Here is a 20,789-nt window from a genome sequence, read left to right as displayed (position 1 = left end):
GAACATGACCCAGACCCGGGGCGGGTGGGGGTACCCCTCAGATCCGTGCAGGCCATCCCCGGGCGCCCGTCCCGCGCCGGCGTCGCACAGCGGTCGTATTCGCGGATACTCCGTGCGTCGTACGTCTCAGTGCTTGCGCACGAGCTTCGGACCACGACACGATCGCTGGACGATCACCTCCTGGTCACTGGACGCACCGGGCCGGAATACTAGTGGATCTTGCGCTCCACGCCGCCCCAGGCCTTCTCCCGCAGCACGTACTTCTGGATCTTGCCGGTCGAGGTCTTGGGCAGCTCGCCGAAGACCACGTGCCTGGGCGCCTTGAAATGGGCGAGCCGCCCGCGCACGTGCTCGATGATCTCGGCCTCGGTGGCCGCCGTGCCCTCCTGCAGCGACACGTACGCCGCCGGAACCTCGCCCCACCGCTCGTCGGGGACCGCGATCACCGCCACCTCCAGCACCGCAGGATGGTCGGCGATCGCCTGCTCCACCTCGACCGAGGCGATGTTCTCCCCACCGGAGATGATCACGTCCTTGCTCCGGTCGCGCAGCTCCACGTACCCGTCCGGATGCAGCACGCCCAGATCGCCGGTGCGGAACCAGCCGTCCGGCGCGGCCGCCAGGGTCGCCTCCGGGTCCTTGAGGTAGCCGAGCATCACGTTGTTGCCGCGCAACGTGATCTCCCCCACGGTCCGCCCGTCGGCGGGCACATCCGACCCGTCGCGGTCGACCACCCGCACCGTGCAGGCGACGATGTTCCCGACGCCCTGGCGCGCCTTGAGGCGCGCCTGCGCGGCCGGGTCGAGGTCGTTCCACTCCGGACGCCAGTCGCAGATCATCGCCGGCCCGAACGTCTCGGTGAGTCCGTAGAGGTGCGTGACATCGAACCCCAGCTCTCCCATCCGGCGCAGGATCGCGGGGCTCGGCGGCGCGCCGCCGATCGCGACGTGGACGGTCCGCTCCAGCGGGGCCGCATCGCCGGCGTAGGCCAGCATCGACAGCACCGTCGGCGCCCCCTCCAGATGTGTGACGCCCTCGGCGCGGATCAGCCGCCACACCAGAGCCGGGTCGACCTTCGGCAGGCAGATGTGGGCGGCCGCCGCCGCCGTCACCGCCCACGGGAAGCACCAGCCGTTGCAGTGGAACATCGGCAGCGTCCACAGATGCACCGCCGACGGGGAGAGCCCGGTGTGCGCCACCATGGCCAGCGCCTGCAGGTAGGCACCCCGGTGGTGGTAGAGCACGCCCTTGGGCTTGCCCGTGGTGCCGGACGTGTAGTTGATCGACAACACCGTCCGCTCGTCGGACGGCTGGACCGCGGTCGGCATCGCGGCCGCGAGCAGGGCGTCGTACTCGCCGCCGTCCCCCGCGCCCGCCCGGATCCGCGCGGGCGGGTCGGCCAGCCCGGCCAGCGCGCGATCGACCAGCTCATCGAACACCGGGTCGTGCACCAGCACCGCCGCCTCGGAGTGCTCGAGGATGTAGGCGACTTCCCCGGCCGCGAGCCGGGTGTTCACCGCCACCAGCGGCACTCCGGCCCACGGCACGCCGAACGACGCCTCGAGCAGCACGTGCGAGTTCGGCGCCAGCACCGCTACCGGACGTCCCCGCGCGATCGGTGCCAGCCCACCCGCCAACCGGCGGCAGCGCTCGTGCAGCTGCGCATAGGTCCACCGATCGGCCCCGTCGACGACCGCGGTCCGCTCCCCATGTGCCGACGCCGCCCGGTCCAGGAACGACACCGGGGTCAGGGGCTCGAACGACAGCAGGTCCAGCTCGTCGGGCATCAGGAGGCTCCCTTCTCGGGGTGCGGAACCGGGGATCCGCTCCGTGACCCATCCTCGACCCGATCGGCTGGAATCGGCAGGCCGGGCACACGAGATCCTGGCGATAAAGTTAGGTGTGGCTAAACTAACCGCCGTGCGTATGCCACACGATTCACCCGCAACTGAACCGCGGCTGGGCGAGGGACTTCCACTCACCCGGATGCCGGCGCATTGGATGCTCGGACGGTTGGGCAAGCGGGTGATGCGGCCGGGCGGGCTCGCGCCCTCTCGCCGGATGATCGAGGCGCTGCGGATCGGCCCCGACGACGACGTCGTCGAGATGTGGCCCGGGCTGGGCCGCACCGCGGCGCTCGCGCTGGCCGGTGCTCCCCGGTCGTACACGGGCATCGAACGCGGTGCGGCGGAGGCGAGCCGGGCCCGCGCCGTGCTGTCCGGTCCCGACCAGCGTTGCCTCGTCGCGCCGGTCCACCGGACGGGGCTGGCGAGCGGGTGCGCCACGGTCGTCTACGGCGAGGCGCTGCTCACCCTGGAGCCGGCGAGCCGGAAAAGCGCGATCGTGGCCGAGGCGGCGCGCCTGCTGCGGCCCGGCGGCCGGTACGGCATCCACGAACTGCTGCTCACCCCGGATGGGCTCGCGGAGGCGGCCAAGGCCGATATCGAGCGCACCCTGAGCCGGGTGCTGGCGGTGGGCGCCCGGCCGCTCACCGCCACCGAGTGGCGCGGACTCGTCGAGAGCGGCGGTTTCGCCGTGCAGACCGAGCACACCTGCCCCCTCCTGCTGCTGGACCCGCGCACGTTCCTCGCCGACGAGGGCCTGGTCGGGGCCATCGCCTTCCTCGGCCGCACGCTCGCCCACCCGGAGGTGATGCCGCGGCTCGCCCTGATCTGGCGCACGTTCCAGCGCTACCGCGACCACCTCGGCGCGATCGCCCTCACCGCGGTCCGGGAGTGAACGGCGTCCGGCTCCGGCAGCGTGGGGGATCGTGAAGGGCGCGGTGATCCCGCCGTCCACCGGGAGCGCGACCCCGGTGACGTACCGGCCTCGTCCGAGGCGAGTCAGGCAACAGCATGGCTGATGTCGACCGGGTCCACCCAGGAGATCGGGAGGGCGTGCATCGCCTTCATCGACGCAGCCGCCGTCTCCCGGTCCGCACCCGGCACGCCCGGCGCGAACAAGCTGTAGACCGCCGGGTTGTGAATCATGTCGGTGTCCACATGCGTCGGGTGGATCGAGTTGACCCTGATCCGATGGGGCGCGAGCTCCACCGCCAGTACCTTCATCAGGCCAACGAGGCCGTGCTTGGCCGCTCGGCCATCGGCGGCACCGCCGCCCGGACCGTCTTCCACACGCCGGTGAGGTTGATGTCGATCATCTCCTGCCACGCGGCTTCGCCGATCTCCAGCGCGGGTCCGAAGGCGCCGATACCGGCGTTGGCGACCACGATGTCGATGCGCCCCAGCCGGCCGAGCGCGGTGGCGACGGCGTCCTCCAACGCCGCGAGGTCGCGCATGTCGGCCTGCACGGCGACGACCCGCCGGCCCAGATCCTCGACCAGCTTCACCGTGTGCTCCAGGTCCAGCGAGTGCCTTGCCGAACACGCCCCCACCGCGGGATTGGCGGCCGGGTCGAGCTGCCCCGGATCGGTGGGTCACGATCCTCAGTGAGCCGCGCGTGCTGGTGATGTCCTCGCAGCACCCGCTGGCGGCCCATCCGCAGCTGCGCGCCGTCGACCTCGCCGGGGTCACGCAGGTCAACACCGACGGCGTCGACGAGCGGTGGCGCAGTTGGTGGACCCTCGACCCGCGTCCCGACCTGGCCTACCGGCCGAGCGTGGACATCGACCCGACCACGGTCGAGCTCGTGCTCCCCGAAGGACGGTCGAGCCCGCTGCTGCGAGCCCTCGTCGAGGCAACCCACGGCACGGGGGTCGGATACTGAACCGACTCGGCCACACCGAAAGCCTGGTGTGAGTTTCCTCTCAATGCCATGGTGGGGGCGTGACTACGACGCAACAGCGCCCGGCCCGGGCCTCCACCGTCCACCCCCTGGAGCCGCTGTCCGCCGAGGAGATCACTCGCGCGGTCGGCCTGCTGCGCGAAGCCGGACATCTCGGCGACGCGTGCCGGTTCGTCTCCGTCGTCCTGCACGAGCCACCGAAGTCCGCGGTGCTCGCCTTCGAGGCCGACGGGACCGCCACCGCCCGGGAGGCGGCCGCGATCGTGCTCGACAAAGCCGACGGCAAGACCTACGAGGCCGTCGCGTCGCTGTCGGACGGCGCGGTGACCCACTGGGAACACGTGCCGGGCGTCCAGCCGCAGGTGCTGCTCGAGGAGTTCTTCGAGTGCGAGGCGATCGTCAAGGCCGACGCCGGCGTCCAGGACGCGCTGCGCAAGCGCGGCATCACCGAGTTCGACGGGGTGATGGTCGACCCCTGGTCGGCCGGGCACTACGGCGACGAGGAGGCCGGGCGCCTGCTGCGTGCCCTGGTCTGGGTCAAGATGGACGGACCCGACGACAACGGCTACGCCCACCCCGTCGAGAACCTCATCGTCTACGTCGACACGAACGCACGGCGCGTGGTGAAGGTCGAGGACCACGGCGTCATCGCCGTCCCGCGGCAGCCGGGTAACTACGCCCCGGACGCGGCGGACGTCCCGGCACCGCGCACCGACCTCAAACCGATCTCGATCACCCAGCCCGAGGGCACCTCGTTCACCGTCGACGGGCACGAGGTGCGCTGGCAGAGGTGGCGGTTCCGGGTCGGGTTCACCCCGCGCGAGGGCCTGGTGCTCAACACGGTCCGCTACACCGACGGCGACCGCGAGCGGTCCGTCCTGTACCGCGCGTCGCTGTCGGAGATGGTCGTGCCCTACGGCGACCCGGCGCCCACCCACCGGCGCAAGAACGCGTTCGACGCCGGGGAGTACAACATCGGGACGCTCGCCAACCCGCTCGAGCTCGGCTGCGACTGCCTCGGCGAGATCTACTACTTCGACGGCGTGGTGGCCGACGGCGACGGCAACCCGATGACGATCCCGAACGCGGTGTGCCTGCACGAGGAGGACTACGGGCTGCTGTGGAAGCACACCGACTTCCGCACCGAGAAGACCGAGGTCCGCCGGTCGCGGCGGCTGGTGATCTCGTTCATCGCGACCGTGGGCAACTACGAGTACGGCTTCTTCTGGTACCTCTACCAGGACGGGACGATCCAGTTCGAGGTCAAGCTGACCGGGATCATGTCCACCGGCGCGGTTCCGGAGGGCACCCGGCCGACCCACGGTCAGCTGCTCAACTCCGACGGCCTCTACGCCCCGATCCACCAGCACGTGTTCAACATGCGGCTGGACCTCGACGTCGACGGCGTGGCCAACTCGATCTACGAGATCGACACCGAGACCGACCCGCCGGGTCCGCAGAACCCGCTGGGCAACGCCTACCGCACCCGCGAGACGCTGCTGGACACCGAACTGGCCGCGCAGCGGCGGATGAGCCTGGACCGGGCCCGGTGCTGGAAGATCGTCAACCCGCACGAGCGCAACGCCGTCGGCGAGCCGCCGGGGTATGCGCTCAAGCCGCGCGACAACGTCGTGCCGCTCGTGCAGCCCGAGGCGAGCGTGATGCGGCGGGCCGGGTTCATGGCCCACCACCTGTGGGTCACGCCCCATGCCGAGCGGGAGCGGCACGCCGCGGGCGAGTACCCGAACCAGCATCAGGGCGGCGAGGGGCTGCTTCGCTGGACCGCGGCGGACCGGCCGGTGGCCGACACCGACCTCGTGGTGTGGTACACGTTCGGCTCCCACCACGTCGCGCGGCTGGAGGACTGGCCGGTGATGCCCGCGCAGTACGCCGGGTTCTCGCTGCAGCCGACCGGGTTCTTCGACCGTAATCCCGCGCTGGATGCGCCACGCCCGATGAACGGGCACTGCGGTTGACCAGGAACTGCACCTGACAATTCACTGATCGGGGAGGCCCCCGATGAACGACCGAGCTGTCCGCACGGAGCAGCCCAGGCTCGAAAAATCGCTGGGAACGTGGTCGGTCTTCGTGGCGGGGGTCGGCCTCGTCGTCGCGGCCAGTACCCTGGTCAGCGATTTCGTCGGCTATTTCACGATCGGCCTGGCCTTTCTCATCGCCCTGCTCATCGCGTTTCTGATCAATCTTTTCCTCGGGCTCTCCTGCGCGGAGCTGTCCACCACCTATCCACGGGCCGGCGCGCTCTACGAGTACGGCGCACAAGCGATCCCGTGGCGGGCGGCCTCGGTCATCACCGGGATGTTCCTCGCCTTCGCCTTCTACGGCATGTTCGGCCTCGTCGGTGCGCTGGAGATCTCGGCGGGCTCCTTCGGGCTGCAGGCACTGTTCAACGCCACCGGCAGCCTCACCCCGTGGATCGTCGCGATGACGGTTCTGGCGATCCTGCCCAATCTCGCGCACGTGCGGACGATGGCGATCATCGAGGCGATCGTCCTCGTCGGGATGCTGGCCATCCGGTGGTTCTTCGGCGCCGCCGGATGGACCGGATTCTCCAACACCGGCTCGTGGTCGGCGAGCAACTGGGCCGGCGAGATCGGTGTCTTCGAGTGGTCCGCCATCCTGGGTGCCCTGGCCCTGGCGTACTGGAGCTTCGTCGGCATCGAGTTCGTCGCGCCGCTGGCCGAGGAGACCCGCAATCCCCGGCGCAACCTGCCGATCGGGATCGTTCTCGGACTGCTCGCCATCCTCGCCACCTCCGCGTTCATGGGCACCGGCGTGGGCGGCACGCAGCCCCTCGGGCAATGGGCCGAGTCCGCCCTGGGGCCCGCCGGCTGCGACGGCAGCTGCCCACAGCTCGTGGTGGGAGCGGCCATGTTCGGCGACTGGGGACGCGGCCTGATGGCGCTGGGCACCGCGGCCGCCACGTACACATCCATGGTGATCGTGCTCGCCGCGATGCCCCGGATCCTCTACGGCGTCGCCCGTGACGGCCATTTCTTCGGTCCACTGTCGCGGGCGTTCGCCTACCTGCACCCCCGCTTCCGCACGCCGTGGGTCGCCATCTTCGCCACCGCGGCCCTGTACTGCATCGTCGCGATCTTCTTCCACGACGTCGTGGCCCTCATCTTCGCGGGCTCCTACGCCTGGGTGATCATCTACATTTTCTGGCACCTGCTGGTCATCATCTCCCGGTTCACCAACCCCCATGTCGACCGGCCGTTCCGGCTCCCGCTCGTGGTGCCGATCATCGGTGCGGGGGGCACCGGATTCGCGCTCTACTACGCCTTCCAGGGAGCGCACGCCACCTACGGCATCATGTCCCTCTACATCTTCGCCGGTTCCCTCCTCGCCGCGCTGATCTCCTATGCGCTCGCGCGAAAGGCGCCGCGTCCGGCTCCGGTCGACGAAGGGGGCAGGTCGGGCTGACCGCAACGGAACCGATCACGACAAAACCGATGAGCCAATCATCCGAGCACCCGCCGGGGCCGCTGGCGCCGTTGTCGCTCCGACACCGCGTTTCGCTGCTCTACGAGGGACGCCGCCAGACGATTCTCGAGGTCGCCGTCGAGGCCATGCGCCGGGCCGGACTGCACCCCGTTGTGGAACCGCAATACCGCTACGCCCGCGGCCAGATCGGTCAGGACATCACCATCGAGGTGAGCTTTGCGACCTCCTTCCGAATCTTCGGTGCCCTCATCGACACCCTGTGGGCCGGGAAGAACGAGGGGATACGCCGACCGATCACCCCGCTCGGCTATCGCTTCGGGCGCCCCGGCCGATTCGTCCCGAGATCAAAGAGCGAAAAGGCCCGGGGATGGGCGGACGCGCTCAGCTCGGACCCCGCGCTACGGCCGCTGATCGCGCGCGCCGAGCTCACCGAGATCCGCCTCGAGGAGTCCCCGCACGGGCGGATCGCGCAGCTGCGGCCGCTGGCCGGAACAATCACCGCCCTGTACTTCCCGCCGCTTCCGCCCTACACCGTCCGGCTCCGGCCCGGCGAAGCGGACGCCCAACTGGAGCTGCTCACCCGTCTGCTCACCCGGCCCTAGCGATTCGTGCTTGACTCGGCCGCCCGGAAGTTGTGCCATGTGGAACGGACGCGTCACTCGAGGCCGTTCACTCCACCACGACCCCCGCGCCGCGCCTGGAGCCGATCGGCCCCGCTGTGAGGAGGTGGGCCGTGGTCGGTACGAGCACCGGATTCGCCAAGGAGCAGGCCCCCTGCGGAAAGCGGGTGAGCGGCAGCCGCTATCACGAGGACGACGGCTCCGGGATGCTGTGCGACGACGTCCGCTACGACTGCGGCTGTCACTCAATCTCGCACCAGTTCCACGACGGCAGCTGCCGCACCCGGGTCATCCGGCACGACGGCCGGGTGCTGCTGAACCAGCTGTCCGCCGAACACGCCGAATGAGCCGGGGCGGGCCCGGACATGGTGGACCACGATGTCGTGGTGGTGGGCGGTGGCGGCGCCGGGCTGCGCGCGGCCATCGCGATCGCGCAGACCAGCCCCCGGCTGCGTGTGGCGGTTGTGTCCAAGGTCTACCCGATGCGCAGCCACACGGTCTCGGCCGAGGGCGGCGCCGCGGCGGTCATCGCGACCGGTGACACCCTCGACGAGCACGCCCACGACACCGTCTCGGGCAGCGACTGGCTGGCCGACCAGGACGCGGTCGAGGCGTTCGTCGCCGAGGCGCCGCGCGAGCTGCTGGCCCTGGAGCACTGGGGCTGCCCGTGGAGCCGCCTGCCCGACGGCGAGGTCGCGGTCCGCGCGTTCGGGGGCATGCGGAAGATGCGCACCTGGTTCGCCGCCGACAAGACCGGTTTCCACCTGCTGCACACGCTGTTCCAGACCTCGCTGAAATACGCGCAGATCGCCCGGTACGACGAGTGGTACGTGACCACGCTGCTGGTCGACGAGGACCGGGTGCACGGTGTCGTCGGCATCGAGCTGGCCACCGGCCGGGTCGAGGCGATCACCGGACGGGCTGTCGTGCTGTGCACGGGCGGGTGCGGGCGGGTGTTCCCGTTCACCACCAACGGCAACATCAAGACCGGTGACGGAATGGCGCTGGCCTATCGCGCGGGCGCCCCGCTCAAGGATATGGAGTTCGTCCAGTACCACCCGACCGGCCTGCCCTTCACCGGCATCCTGATCACCGAGGCGGCCCGCGCGGAGGGCGGCTGGCTGATCAACAAGGACGGCTACCGCTACCTGCAGGACTACGACCTGGGCACCCCGTCACCCACGCCGGTGCTGCGCAGCATGGAGCTCGGTCCCCGCGACCGGCTGTCCCAGGCGTTCGTCCATGAGCAGGAGAAGGGCCGCACCGTCGACACCCCCTACGGTCCGGTTGTGTATCTGGACCTGCGCCACCTCGGAGCGGCGATGATCGACAGCAAGCTGCCGTTCGTGCGCGAGCTGTGCCTGAGCTACGAGCGCATCGACCCGGTGCACGAGCTGATCCCGGTGCGGCCGGTCCAGCACTACATGATGGGCGGCGTCCACACCGACCTCGACGGCGCCACCGGGCTCCCCGGCCTGTATGCGGCGGGCGAGGTCGCCTGCGTGAGCATCAACGGGGCCAACCGGCTGGGCTCCAACTCGCTGCCGGAGCTGCTGGTCTTCGGACGCCGGGCCGGGATCGCGGCCGCCGAGTTCGCCGCCGCCCATCGCGGCCGTCCCGGTCCCGTCGTCCGATCCCGGGTCGCCGACGAGCGGCGGCGGCTGGAGCACGACCTGCTGGCGCGCCGGGACGGCCGGGAGCGGATCGCTGAGATCCGCACCGAGATGCAGCACACGATGGAGGGCAGCGCGGGCATCTACCGCGAGGCCGAGTCGATCGTCAAGGGCGCGGACAGACTCCGTGAACTACGGGAACGCCTCGGCAAGGCCACGGTCGAGGACACCAGCCGGGTCTTCAACACCGAGCTGGTCGCGGCGCTGGAGCTGGAGGCCATGCTCGACGTCTCGGAGACCATGCTGGCCTGCGCGCTGCGCCGGGAGGAGTCACGCGGCGCGCACCAGCGCACGGACTTCCCGAACCGCGACGACGCGCGGTACCTGGCGCATTCGCTGGTCTCGCGCAACCCGACCGGCTCCCCGCGCGTCGACCACCTGCCGGTGACGATCACCCGCTGGCCGCCCGGCGAACGGGTCTACGGGAGGTGAGCGCATGCCCGACACGATCACGCTGCAGGTCGCCCGCTACCGGCCCGACGCGGACGCCGCACCGACGACGCAGGAGTACGTGGTCCCACTGCGCGAGGAGTGGGCGGTCCTCGACGGCCTGAACTACATCAAGGACCGGCTCGACGGCACGTTGTCGTTCCGCTGGTCGTGCCGGATGGGTATCTGCGGCAGCTGCGGCATGACCGTCAACGGGAACCCGGTGCTGACCTGCGGCACCTTCCTCACCGACTACGCGCCGGGGCCCATCCGCATCGAGCCGTTGGCGAACTTCCCGGTCGTCCGCGACCTCGTCGTCGAGATCGAGGACTTCCTGCGCAAGCTGCCCGCGGTGAAGCCGTGGCTGGTGCGGGAGGACGAGCAGGGAGTCGACGACGTCGAGTTCCTGCAAACACCCGCCCAACTGGCCGAGTACCAGCAGTACAGCATGTGCATCAACTGCATGCTCTGCTACGCGGCCTGTCCGGTGTACGCGCTTGAACCGGACTTCCTCGGCCCGGCGGCGATCGCGCTCGCCCAGCGCTACAACCTCGACTCCCGCGACCAGGGCGCGCACCAGCGGCTGGACCTGCTCGCCACCGCCCAAGGGGTGTGGGCCTGCACGTACGTCGGCGAATGCACCAGCGCCTGCCCCAAGGGGGTGGACCCGGCCGGCGCCATCCAGCGCTACAAGCTCACGGCGGCGACCCGGACGCTGCGATCGGTCCTGATGCCGTGGGCTGCGCGATGAGCGAGCTGACGCGCGAGTCCCCGGCGCAGGGCGCGCATCCGCTGCCCGCCGGGCCGTACCGGCCGCGGACATCGGTGTTCTGGTGGGTGCGTCGCCGGTCCTACCTGCTGTTCGTGCTGCGCGAGCTGTCCTGCGTCTTCGTCGCCTGGTTCGTGGTGTACCTGCTGTTGCTGGTCGCGGCCGTCCACCGGGGCAACGACGCCTACCAGGGGTTTCTGCAGTGGAGCGGCCAGCCGGGGATGCTGGTGCTCAATCTCGTCGCGCTGGCCTTCGTGGTCCTGCACGCGATCACCTGGTTCAACCTCGCGCCCAAGGCCATGGTGGTCCGGTTGCACGGGCGACGGCTGCCCTCCCGGATCGTCGCGGCGGGCCATTTCACCGCGTGGCTGGTGGTCTCCGCTCTGGTGGCGTGGCTCGTGGTGGGCTGATGACGATGGCAAAACGATCGTCCTCGGAGGCGATGGCCTGGTTGCTGTTCAGCGCGGGCGGCGTGGTGTCCGCGCTGCTCGTCCCGGTGCTGCTGCTGCTGTCCGGTGTCCTGTTCCCGCTGGGTCTGCTGGTTCCCGAGCATGCCCACCTGGCGGCCGTGCTGGGCCATCCGCTCACCAAGGTCGTGCTGCTCGGGTTGTGCATGCTGGCGCTGCTGCACTGGGCGCACCGGTTCCGCTACACCCTCTACGACGGCCTGCGGCTCAAGCGCCTGAGCGTGCCGATCAACCTGCTGTGTTACGGCGGGGCGCTCGCCGGCTCCGTCTGGGCCGCGATCGTGCTGTTCTGATGAGCCTGATGACCCGCCCGACTCCGGTCCGCGCGGCGCGCCGGGCGCTGGACCGTCGCGTCGCGGAGACCCCCGCCTCCCGGGACCTCACCGTCGACCTGTTGCGGGCGTTGTGCATCGGCGTGGTCGTCGGCTGGCACTGGGCCCTGTCGGTCATCCGCCGCCACGACGGTCAGTACGTCATGGCGAACCCGATCGCCGACATTCCGCTGGCCTGGCCGGCCACCTGGCTGCTGCAGGTCATGCCGGTGTTCTTCCTGATCGGCGGCTTCGCCAACCTCGTCGCCTGGGATCGGGCCGAGCATCGCGCAGGGCCGTTCCTGCGCAGGCGGCTGGCCCGGCTGCTGCGCCCGGCCGCGGTGTTCCTTGCGGTCTGGGCGGTGATCGAGGCCGTGGCCGCGATCGCGGTGCCGGGCTACCCGGGCGTGTTGTCCTACGGCCTGATCCTCGTCACGCCGCTGTGGTTCCTGGCCGCCTACCTGTGGGTGGTGCTGCTCGTGCCGTTGACCGCCGCGGCCCATCGACGGGCGGCCGGGCCGGTCGTGGCGCTGCTCGGCGCGGTCGTGGTCGCCGTCGACATGGCGCGGTTCGGCGCCGGCCTGGAAGCCTTCGGCGTGGTCAACACCGTCCTGGTGTGGGTGTTCGTGCACCAGCTCGGCTACCTGTGGCGCGACGGGATGCTCGAGTCCCCGCACCGGCGCTGCGCGCCGGCCGTGGCCGGCCTCGCCGGCCTGGTCGTCGTGGCCGCGCTCGAGGTCTACCCGGCCTCGATGGTCGCCACCGAGGGCGCCGGGCTCAGCCACATGTACCCCACCACGGCGGGTATCGCGGCGCTGGCGGTGTTCCAGCTCGGTGTGGTCGCGCTGCTGCGCCCGCTGCTGTCGGCCTGGATTCGACGGCGAAGGGTGTGGCGGGCGGTGGTCGCGGTCAACGCGGTGGCCATGACGGTGTTCCTGTGGCAGATGACGGCGATGCTGGTGACGCTCGTCGTCGTCCAGGCGGCCGGGCTCCCGATCCACCCCGAGCCGACCGCCGCCTGGTGGGCCCAGCGGCCGCTGTGGCTGGCGGTGCCGGCCGTCGTGCTCGCCGGTCTGGTCGCGCTCTTCGCCCGCGCGGAGACCGGCTCGGTTCGACGGCCGCTGACCACGGGCAACGGCTGACCGAGCCCTTGTCTGCGCTACGTTCGGGCGTGGAGGGACGACGTGGCCGGGCGCGGGCTGATCGGCGGACGGTGGAGGCGCATGCTTCTCGGCACGGCGGGTGCGGTCATCGTGGTCATCGCGCTGGGCCTCACCGCGTTCTGGGCCGGGCAACGGCAGCTGATCTACTTCCCGCAGACCGGTTCGCCGGTGCCGCGGGCCGTCCAGGTGCTCCCGGGCGCCCGGGACGTCACCGTTCCGACCGCCGACGGGCTCGATCTCGGGGCGTGGTTCGTGCCGGCGGGCCACCCTGGTCGCGACCTGACCGTGCTGGTCGCCAACGGGAACGCCGGCGACAGGTCGATGCGCGCCCCGCTCGCCGCCGCGCTCGCGCAAGCCGGACTCTCGGTGCTGCTGTTCGACTACCGCGGCTACGGCGGCAACCCCGGCTCCCCGACCGAGGCGGGGCTGGCGCTCGACGCGCGCGCCGCGCACCGGTTCCTGGTCCAGGATGCCGGGGTGGCGCCCGAGCGGATCGTGTACTACGGGGAGAGCCTCGGCGCGGCCGTGGTCACCGAGCTCGCCACCGAACATCCGCCCGCCGGGCTGGTGCTGCGCTCCCCCTTCACCGACCTCGCGGCGGTCGCCCGCGCGCACTATCCGTTCCTGCCGGTGAACGTCCTGCTGCGCGAGCACTACCTGCTCGCCGACCGGCTGCGCGCCATACCCGTGCCGACGACCGTCGTGTACGGGTCGGCGGACCGGATCGTCCTGCCCGCGCAGAGCCGCGCGGTGGCCGCGGCCGCGGGCGGGCCCGTCCGCCTCGTCGAGGTGGCCGGCGCCGATCACAACGACCGGGCGCTGCTGGACGGTCCCCGCCTCATCGGCGCCGTCATCGACCTGGCCGACCGGGTGGGTTGAAGGTCCGCCGGGTCACTCACCCAGCAGCCGCCACCCGGCCGCGAGCGAGCGTGCGATCCGCCGCATGACCGACCGGTCCGTCCAGTAGTACGGGTGGGCCAGGGGCGTGGCGAAGATCGGGTTCCATCCGTGCAGCGAGACGGCCCGGTCCTCGACGACACGCCCGTACTCCGGGCTGAGGCCGGTCAGCGGGTAGGCGAGGACGTCGTCCGCGTCGTAGAAGTTGACCCACTCGCCCGGCAACGCCGGGTACCGGTCGGCCAGCGCCCCTCCGGGGAAGCCGATGGGCCGGTCGAGCTCGGCGGCCGGATAGCGCAGACTCCACAGCGCCAGCGGGCTACCCATCGTGTAGAACCACCCGAGCGTCTCCCCGCGGGCGAGCGGGGCGGGACCCGCGGCGGCCGCCACGGCCGGTGCGACGAGCGCCCTGCCCTGGGCGGACTGCTGCTGGTCATAGACGTAGTCGCTGGCCAGCACGGTGCCGAAGGAATGAGCGATGACGCACAGCGGGGCGCCCTCGCCCGCGCGGCGGGCCAGCGCCGCGAGGCCGCGGGCGAAGGTCTCGTGAATGGCGGTGTAGTTGGCCGCGCCCGCGGTCCGGTCGTAGGCGATGGCGTCGCCCACGAAGTGGAGCACCATCCAGCGCGCCGCCGGGTAGCGCAGCGCGCGCAGGCCGCAGCGGATCGGGTTGAGGAGCGAGGCGGCGAACGGAACCAGCGCCGCCACCGAACCCGCGTTGATCATCTTGATGAGCCTGCTCAGCTCGTCGACGAAGGACGGCCCGGTCTGCCCGGGGTAGATCCTCGCGAACAGCTCGCGCTGGCGCTCTTCCAGGTGCGGCGCCCAGTGCACGGGCTCGACGACCAGCATGTCCTCGGTGTCGGCCACCCCCACGCCGAGCTCGCGGGCGAAGCCCTCGCGCAGCAGCCGCGTCGGCGTCGCCGCGAAGGCAGGGTCGGCGATCTCGATGCCGTGCACGATCGCGACGGCGATCCGGGTCATCCGGGCTCACCCGCCCCATCGCGATCCTCGAGCATCCGGGTGCACATCCGATCGGCCAGTGCCGCGATGGTGAGCGAGGGGTTGGCCCCGACCGGGCCGGGCAGGACGGCACCGTCGGCGATGGAGAGCCCTGGCAGGTTCCACACCCTGCCGTACCCGTCGCACACCCCGTCGCCGGACCGGTGGCTCATCGGCGCACCGCCGAGCGGGTGGACCGTCACCACCCGGCGGAAGAACCACATCGGGTTGTCGACGTACCGACTGCCGAGCGTCTCCGCGATGCCATGCATGACCTCCCGGGTCCGGGCGAAGTACTCGGCGCTCGTCGCGGTCGTCCAGTTGACGTCCAGCCTGTTGCCCCGCAGGCCCATCACCCCGTCGGGGACGTCGCGGCCCATGCCGAGCAGCGGCAGCGCCCCCGCGGCGAGTGTTCCGTTGCCGATGAGCCGCGCGACCTCCCGGCTCAGGCTGGTGTCCGCCCATCCCAGCAGCCAGCCCAGCAGCCAGCGCGCGAGGAACTCGCCGGTCCGGAAGAGCCTGCCGGTCATATCGGTCGAATCGACGAGCCAGGCGGCGAAGCCGGGGTAGCCGCCGTCTTCGATGTAGCCGCCGCGGCCGGTCGCGTCGCCACCGTCGCGCGCGTCGCCGACCCGGATCGCGCTGGTGATGACCGGGCCGCGGCTCGCGTCGAACACGGTCCCCGTCCGGTCGTCGTCGGGCGGCAGCAGGAACGTGAGCAGGTCCCCATTGCCGCAGAACCGGGTGCCCAGGGCGCGCAGGTTCAGACCCGGCAGCGTCTCGCGGTTGCGCAGCAGCAGGTAGGTGGTGCCGTACGTGCCGGCGGCCAGCACCAGCCGGTCGCAGGTGATCGTGTGTTCGGGCAGCTCGCGGGTGGCGGTGCGGCGGCCCTCGATGGCCGGGTCGTGCACGACGTAGCCGACCTCGTAGCCGCCACCGTCGCGCCGCCGGATCGTGCGTACCTCGCAGCGCGTCCGGATGTCGGCGCCGTCGGCCTGCGCGGCGGAAAGGTAGGTGTGGTCGAGGCTGTTCTTGGCGCCGTCGTTGCAGCCGATATCGCATTCGCCGCAGAGCCGGCACGTGCGGCGGGGCAGCCCGTGGATGTTGCCGAACGCCGGTTCGGCGATCGGCAGCCCGAGCCCTGGTTCCGCGCCCGGCCGGGGCGCGAAGGTGACGGCGAGCGGCGGGAGCTGCCAGTCCAGCCCCAGGTCGGCCGCGGCCCTCCGCATCGCCTCGGTCTTCGGCGTGCCGGCGAAGGCCGGATGCGCCACCGGGTACGGGGTGGCGCCGAGCATCCGCTCGACGGCGTCGTAATGCGGATCCAGCTCCGCTCGGGTGACGGGCCAGTCCTCGTACCCGCCGCGAGGCAGCGGGTCCTCGTGCACGAACCAGCGCTCGTCCTTGCGCAGCAACACGTTCGCGTAGATCAGGGAGCCGCCGCCGAGCCCGCTGGACACCAGCGAGTCGAAGCCGCGGAACGTCCACACGTCGAACATCCCGTGCAAGCCCTCGCTCGGGTCCCAGAACGCGCGGCTGACCTCCCGCGGGGTGCGGGGAAACGTCCCGGGCGGGTAGGCGCGGCCCCGCTCGAGGACGACGACCTCGCGGCCCGCCGCGGCGAGCCGGTGTGCGGCGACCGACCCGCCGAAACCGGATCCGACGACGACCGTGTCGGCGTGCTCGGCCGGCCGTGCCGGCTGGGCGCTCCTCACCCGGTCCCTCCCGTGTCCCGCGGTCGGCGGGCCCGGTCCGCCCGGGCCCGGGGCCGCAGCGCGTAACTGTCGAACAGGTTGCGCGCGAACAGGCCGGCGAACCCGGCCAGCGCCGCCGCGCCCTGCACGGGCGACGGCGGGTGCAGGACCCGCATCGACCGCAGCAGCCGGGCGAGGTCGGTGACCCCGAGCCGGAGGATTCCCGCGCCCACGATCTCGCCGCTCGCGTCCGGGCCGTTGTGCAGGCGGACCTCGAGGCTGGTGGTGTCCGGCCAGAGGTCGAGCCCGGGGTCGTCGCGGACGTTCTTGCGCCCGGCCAGGTAGTGCGGACGGCTGTGCAGCACGAACGGCGCCTCGTAGCGGAACAGGGTCAGGTCCGGTTCCCCGGACGGGGCGAAGAGCTGGAACAGGCCGTCGCGGAACGGCAGCCGCCGGGCGATCCCGGGGAGCTCGATCTCTCCCGCGAGCCTGCCGGGGTGCTGCGGCGCGGCGACGAACGCGGCGACGTCGTCGATCGTCACCGTTGCGTGCAGGGTCAGCCGCCATGCGGTGCGCCTGCCCACCCGCGCGCCCTCGTGCGGATCGGTGACTCCCATGGCGAACGGGCCTGCCATCCGCTCCCGGAAGCTCAGGCCGGCGCCGGAAGCCGTCTCCGCCGGAGGCACCGATCCACTCACCTCACGACCCCTGCCGCTTGAGGAACTCGAGCATCCGCGGGAACACGTCCCGGTGCACGTCCTTGCCCATGAACACGTCCTGGTGACCGTAGCCCGGGAAGACCGCCAGCTCGTGACGTCCCGGCGCGACCGCCTCGAGCCGCTCGTAGCACACGATGTTGGAATCGGTGAACACCCGGTTCGTGTCGCCGGTGGTGAGCAGGACCGGCGTGGTGATCTCGGCGGCGCCGGCGAGGTAGTCGTCGGGCAGCGCGTCGTGGCGCGCGTCCCACCGGTCGAACTTGACCGCGCGGCCGGCCCGGACCATCGCGAGGACGTGCCGGTAGTAGTGCAGGCCGGTGGCCCCGTAGAGGTCACCGCTGCGGGCGTGAGTGACCGGATGCAGCTTGTCGTGGCTGTAGAGCGCGGGCCAACCGGTCCCCCACATCAGGCTCAACATGTGGCAGGCCGGCTCGTCGCACTCCCGGTGGAACAGGTCGACGAACCGGGAGAACAGCCGGCCGCGGGAGAACCGCGGCTCCTGCTGCCACCGCGGGTCGAGGTAGGGGAAGCCGAGGACGTACTCGACGATGTCCGGCGCCACGGTGAGCTTCACCTGCGACCACAGCGGCACGCGCGGGGTGAGCGCGACGCTGTTCGCGATGACGCTGGTGATGCCCTCGACCGCCCCGCCGAAGAGGCTCATCATGAACGACACCGATCCCAGGCAGTGCGCGATGACGTGCACCCGCCGCTCGCCCACCACCGCCCGCAGTGTCCGCAGCGCCGCCGGGATGTCGAACAGCGCGATGTCGTCCATCGAGAACCGGTGCATCCCGCGGTTGTAGGGGAACCGGTTGCTCATCCGGAAATCCAGCGTCCAGACATCGGAGAAGCCGTTGTCGAGCAGGTACCGGACCAGGTTCTCGTGCTCGGGCATGATGAACATGTCGCTGGACGTCGTGAGCCCGTGGATGATCAGGACAACGTCACCGCCGGGGTCGCGGGCGAACCGCAGCATGCTCAGGCCCAGGCCGTCGTCGGTGCTGAACGGATGCGTCGTGATCAGCGCGTCCGGAACACCCTCGAGCGTGTACAACGCGATCTCGCGTGTCATGTCTCTCCCCGCTTTCCGGCACCGCGTCGGCGCGATCTCGTGGCGCGGACGACCGTGCGTGCGGCGCGGGTGCGCTCGACCTGGCGATGGGTGGGGCGCCCACATCGGTCGCCCCACCCGGCCCCTCCCCTGGGCACGCCGCCGGCGCTGACCCGCCGGTCCCCCTAGCCGGCGGGTCAGCACTCCGACGCTCCCCTGCGTCGAGAACAACTGTTCTCGACGCAGAACGATAGCCGCCGCTCCTGTTCTCAGTCAAGAACGAATGTATCGTTGAGTTGACACTGTTCACAGCAGGAGACATGATCTGGGGATGCAGGCCGCCGAACCCGCCCACGAGGACGGCCGCCCACCGTCGCGGCGCGAGCGGTTCCGGCTCGCCACGATCGACGAGATCAAGGAGGCGGCGCGGGCGCAGATCGCCCGCGAGGGGCCCGCCGGGCTGTCGGTGCGAGCCGTGGCCCGCGCGATGCACATGACGCCGAGCGCGCTCTACCGGTACTTCTCTGGGCTCGACGACCTGATCACGGCACTGTGCGTCGACGCGTACCACTCGCTGGGGGACGCGGCGCGCGCCGCCGTGGACGCCGAGGCCCCGGACGACCACGTGGCCCGGTGGCGAGCCTTCGAGAACGGCACCCGCCGCTGGGCGCTGGACAACCCCGGAGCCTTCGCCCTCATCTACGGAACCCCGCTGCCCGGCTACCGGGCGCCCGCGGAGGTGACCCGGCCCGCGGCGCGCCGGTTCACCGATATCGCGCTGCACCTGATCGCCGCCGCCGTCGCGGCCGGCGCGGTCGATCTCGACCGCGCCCTGATCCAGTACCGGCCGCGGCTGGACCCCGGCCTCACCGCCGGGTGGGAGGAGGCGGACGTCCCGCACGATCCGCGCGTGCTGGCCACCCTGATCGGGGCCTGGACGATGCTGCAGGGCCATCTCACCCTGGAGCTGTTCGGCCATTTCGAATGGCTGGAGACCGATCTCGACACCGTGTTCGACGCGCACGTCACGGCGACCATGCTCACGATCGGCTTCGATCCTCGCGCGGTGGCGGCGGCAGGCTGAGCCGCTGCGCTCGCCACCACCGGCGTCGACGCCTCCGCCGCGCGCTCCTCGCTCGCCGACACATGCATACCGGTCCCCCGGGGTATCCGGATCCGAACGCACCGGATCGCCCGCGGAGGTGAGGATGCCCAGCAGAATCGACCTGTCCGGACTCGAGGCGGACCTTCGGGCCACGGTGGACGGCGAGGTGCGCTTCGACGCGGGCTCGCGCGGCGCATATTCGACGGACGGATCGAACTATCGGCAGGTGCCGATCGCGGTCGTGGTGCCGCGCACGGTGGAGGCCGGGACGGAGGCGGTGGCGGTCTGCCGGGGGGCACGGCGCACCGGTGCTGTCCCGCGGCGGCGGCACCAGCCTGGGTGGCCAGTGCACGAACGCGGCCGTGGTGATCGACTGGACCAAGTACTGCAACCGTCTCGTCTCGGTCGATCCGCACGCGCGCACCTGTGTCGTCGAGCCGGGGATCGTCCTGGACGACCTCAACGCGAAGCTCAAGTCGCACGGCCTGACGTTCGGCCTCAAACCGGCCACCCACGACCACTGCACCCTCGGTGGCATGATCGGGAACAACTCCTGCGGAGCGACCGCGCAGGCGTACGGGAAGACCGTCGACAATGTGCGCCGCCTCGAGGTGCTCACCTACTCCGGCCTGCGGTGCGGCCGGGCGAACCGGACGCGGTCCTGCTCTGGCCCGATACGTTCACCAACCACTTCGATCCGCGGATCGCCCGCGCCGCGGTCGAGGTGCTCGAGCGGGCCGGGTTCGCCGTGGCGGTGCCCTCCGAGCTGCTGTGCTGCGGGCTCACCTGGATCTCCACCGGTCAGCTCGGCGTCGCGAAGAAGAGGCTGCGGTCCACCGTCGTCGCGCTGCGCCGGTGGATCGAGGCCGGCACGCTCGTGGTCGGCCTGGAGCCGTCTTGCACGGCCGTGTTCCGCTCGGATGCCGCGGAGCTGCTGCCCGAGGACGAGGACGTCACCCGGCTGCGCGAGCGTTTCGTGACGCTGGCGGAGGCCCTGCTCCACCACGCGCCGCGACCGTGGCAGCCGCAACGACTGGATCGGGCGGCGATCGTGCAGGCGCACTGCCACCAGCACGCCGTGCTGGGGTTCGACGCCGATCTGGAGGCGATGCGGCGGGCGGGCATCGACGCGCGGCGGCTCGACGCGGGCTGCTGCGGGCTGGCCGGCAACTTCGGCTTCGAGGCCGGGCACTACGACGTGTCGATGGCCTGCACCGAACAGGCCCTGCTCCCCGCGGTGCGGGCCGCCGATCCGGACACCCTCGTGCTGGCCGACGGGTTCAGCTGCCGTGTCCAGATCGAACAGGGCGGTACCGGACGCCGCGCGCTGCATCTGGCCGAGGCGCTCTGCTCGGCGGGGCATTCGACGGAGGGAGCTCGACGCTGAGGAGGTCGAGGTGCTGTCGCTGCTGGGCGACATCGCCGAACAGCACGGAGCGCCCGCGCTGCCCGCGCACGCGGTGCTGGGCCGGCGCGACGGCTCCACCACCGGCGGGCATGTGAAGCGGGCGGTGGTCTGGCCCACGCTCGAGGTGATCGTCACCGAGTCGCCCGCCCATCTGCGCAAGCGTGTCGACCCGAGACCGGCCTCGCGCTGATCGCGCTGGAATCGTGAGTCCGGGCATGGCTGCGGCCTGATCGGCCCCCGACCGATGCATAGGAGCGCGGGTTCGGGGGAAT

The 20,789-nt window shown here is 71.3% G+C and carries 20 protein-coding genes and 2 pseudogenes; 16 read left to right on the top strand and 6 right to left on the bottom strand.

Features of this window, described 5'->3' with window-relative positions; translation table 11 throughout:
• Window positions 1-209: 209 nt before the first annotated feature.
• Window positions 210-1,787, bottom strand: a complete 1,578-nt coding sequence (locus G567_RS0113765; protein WP_028930459.1) for an acyl--CoA ligase family protein — start codon at window positions 1,785-1,787, stop codon at window positions 210-212.
• A gap of 199 nt (window positions 1,788-1,986) precedes the next feature.
• On the opposite strand from G567_RS0113765, the gene G567_RS0113760 reads away from it, so the two are divergent.
• Window positions 1,987-2,739 (top strand): class I SAM-dependent methyltransferase, encoded by a 753-nt coding sequence (locus G567_RS0113760; protein WP_211223924.1) that lies wholly within the window; start codon window positions 1,987-1,989, stop codon window positions 2,737-2,739.
• 104 nt (window positions 2,740-2,843) lie between these two features.
• Here the strand turns inward: G567_RS0113760 and G567_RS36225 are convergent.
• Window positions 2,844-3,349 (bottom strand): annotated as a pseudogene (locus G567_RS36225) (SDR family NAD(P)-dependent oxidoreductase).
• 110 nt (window positions 3,350-3,459) lie between these two features.
• Between G567_RS36225 and G567_RS0113745 the strand changes: the two are divergent.
• From G567_RS0113745 to G567_RS0113695, 11 genes are all read left to right on the top strand, one after another.
• Window positions 3,460-3,726, top strand: coding sequence for a hypothetical protein (locus G567_RS0113745; RefSeq protein ID WP_028930455.1), 267 nt, complete (start codon window positions 3,460-3,462; stop codon window positions 3,724-3,726).
• Between the two features lie 59 nt (window positions 3,727-3,785).
• The gene (locus tag G567_RS0113740; RefSeq protein WP_028930454.1) at window positions 3,786-5,720 is read left to right on the top strand and encodes a primary-amine oxidase; all 1,935 of its coding nucleotides are present in this window, start codon (window positions 3,786-3,788) and stop codon (window positions 5,718-5,720) included.
• 43 nt (window positions 5,721-5,763) lie between these two features.
• Window positions 5,764-7,188: an APC family permease gene (locus G567_RS0113735; protein ID WP_028930453.1), complete on the top strand. Its 1,425-nt coding sequence runs from the start codon at window positions 5,764-5,766 to the stop codon at window positions 7,186-7,188.
• A gap of 29 nt (window positions 7,189-7,217) precedes the next feature.
• Entirely contained in the window at window positions 7,218-7,811 is a 594-nt protein-coding gene (locus G567_RS0113730) for a DUF3156 family protein (protein ID WP_028930452.1), read from the top strand.
• Between the two features lie 131 nt (window positions 7,812-7,942).
• On the top strand, window positions 7,943-8,176 hold the full coding sequence (locus G567_RS35180) for a hypothetical protein (protein ID WP_028930451.1): 234 nt from the start codon (window positions 7,943-7,945) through the stop codon (window positions 8,174-8,176).
• A gap of 18 nt (window positions 8,177-8,194) precedes the next feature.
• The gene (gene frdA / locus G567_RS0113720; protein ID WP_028930450.1) at window positions 8,195-9,934 is read left to right on the top strand and encodes a fumarate reductase (quinol) flavoprotein subunit; all 1,740 of its coding nucleotides are present in this window, start codon (window positions 8,195-8,197) and stop codon (window positions 9,932-9,934) included.
• Between the two features lie 4 nt (window positions 9,935-9,938).
• A complete protein-coding gene (locus tag G567_RS0113715; protein WP_028930449.1) occupies window positions 9,939-10,682 on the top strand; it encodes a succinate dehydrogenase/fumarate reductase iron-sulfur subunit in 744 nt (247 codons plus the stop codon).
• Window positions 10,679-11,110 (top strand): fumarate reductase subunit C, encoded by a 432-nt coding sequence (locus G567_RS0113710; protein WP_084796147.1) that lies wholly within the window; start codon window positions 10,679-10,681, stop codon window positions 11,108-11,110. The genes G567_RS0113715 and G567_RS0113710 overlap by 4 nt, the downstream gene beginning before the upstream one ends.
• Before the next feature lie 5 nt (window positions 11,111-11,115).
• Window positions 11,116-11,460, top strand: coding sequence for a fumarate reductase subunit FrdD (gene frdD, locus G567_RS0113705; RefSeq protein ID WP_211223922.1), 345 nt, complete (start codon window positions 11,116-11,118; stop codon window positions 11,458-11,460).
• Window positions 11,460-12,620, top strand: a complete 1,161-nt coding sequence (locus tag G567_RS0113700; protein ID WP_051232991.1) for an acyltransferase family protein — start codon at window positions 11,460-11,462, stop codon at window positions 12,618-12,620. Before frdD ends, G567_RS0113700 begins: the two co-directional genes overlap by 1 nt.
• Before the next feature lie 81 nt (window positions 12,621-12,701).
• Window positions 12,702-13,520 (top strand): alpha/beta hydrolase, encoded by an 819-nt coding sequence (locus G567_RS0113695; RefSeq protein WP_037057200.1) that lies wholly within the window; start codon window positions 12,702-12,704, stop codon window positions 13,518-13,520.
• A gap of 12 nt (window positions 13,521-13,532) precedes the next feature.
• Here G567_RS0113695 and G567_RS0113690 read toward each other — a convergent pair whose 3' ends face one another.
• The 4 genes from G567_RS0113690 to G567_RS0113675 form a co-directional block, all read right to left on the bottom strand.
• Window positions 13,533-14,522, bottom strand: coding sequence for a hypothetical protein (locus G567_RS0113690; protein WP_028930444.1), 990 nt, complete (start codon window positions 14,520-14,522; stop codon window positions 13,533-13,535).
• Window positions 14,519-16,252 (bottom strand): GMC oxidoreductase, encoded by a 1,734-nt coding sequence (locus G567_RS0113685; RefSeq protein ID WP_028930443.1) that lies wholly within the window; start codon window positions 16,250-16,252, stop codon window positions 14,519-14,521. The genes G567_RS0113690 and G567_RS0113685 overlap by 4 nt, the downstream gene beginning before the upstream one ends.
• Window positions 16,249-16,866 (bottom strand): hypothetical protein, encoded by a 618-nt coding sequence (locus G567_RS35510; RefSeq protein WP_211223921.1) that lies wholly within the window; start codon window positions 16,864-16,866, stop codon window positions 16,249-16,251. Before G567_RS35510 ends, G567_RS0113685 begins: the two co-directional genes overlap by 4 nt.
• A 64-nt stretch (window positions 16,867-16,930) precedes the next feature.
• The gene (locus G567_RS0113675) at window positions 16,931-18,025 is read right to left on the bottom strand and encodes an alpha/beta fold hydrolase (protein ID WP_028930442.1); all 1,095 of its coding nucleotides are present in this window, start codon (window positions 18,023-18,025) and stop codon (window positions 16,931-16,933) included.
• 310 nt (window positions 18,026-18,335) lie between these two features.
• Between G567_RS0113675 and G567_RS0113670 the strand changes: the two genes are divergently transcribed.
• From G567_RS0113670 to G567_RS28695, 4 genes and pseudogenes are all read left to right on the top strand, one after another.
• Window positions 18,336-19,088, top strand: a complete 753-nt coding sequence (locus G567_RS0113670; RefSeq protein WP_028930441.1) for a TetR/AcrR family transcriptional regulator — start codon at window positions 18,336-18,338, stop codon at window positions 19,086-19,088.
• A 329-nt stretch (window positions 19,089-19,417) separates the two neighbouring features.
• Window positions 19,418-19,678, top strand: a pseudogene (locus G567_RS36220) (FAD-binding oxidoreductase); the annotation flags it as partial.
• Window positions 19,679-19,743: 65 nt separating this feature from the next.
• Window positions 19,744-20,496 (top strand): (Fe-S)-binding protein, encoded by a 753-nt coding sequence (locus tag G567_RS36215; protein ID WP_028930440.1) that lies wholly within the window; start codon window positions 19,744-19,746, stop codon window positions 20,494-20,496.
• A gap of 10 nt (window positions 20,497-20,506) precedes the next feature.
• Window positions 20,507-20,707, top strand: a complete 201-nt coding sequence (locus G567_RS28695; protein WP_051232987.1) for a PCC domain-containing protein — start codon at window positions 20,507-20,509, stop codon at window positions 20,705-20,707.
• The last annotated feature ends 82 nt before the right edge of the window (window positions 20,708-20,789 follow it).

This window comes from Pseudonocardia asaccharolytica DSM 44247 = NBRC 16224 (assembly GCF_000423625.1).
Classification (GTDB): domain Bacteria; phylum Actinomycetota; class Actinomycetes; order Mycobacteriales; family Pseudonocardiaceae; genus Pseudonocardia; species Pseudonocardia asaccharolytica.
The sequence above is the reverse complement of the archived record's forward strand: the minus strand, read 5'-3'. Positions and strand labels throughout refer to the sequence as shown.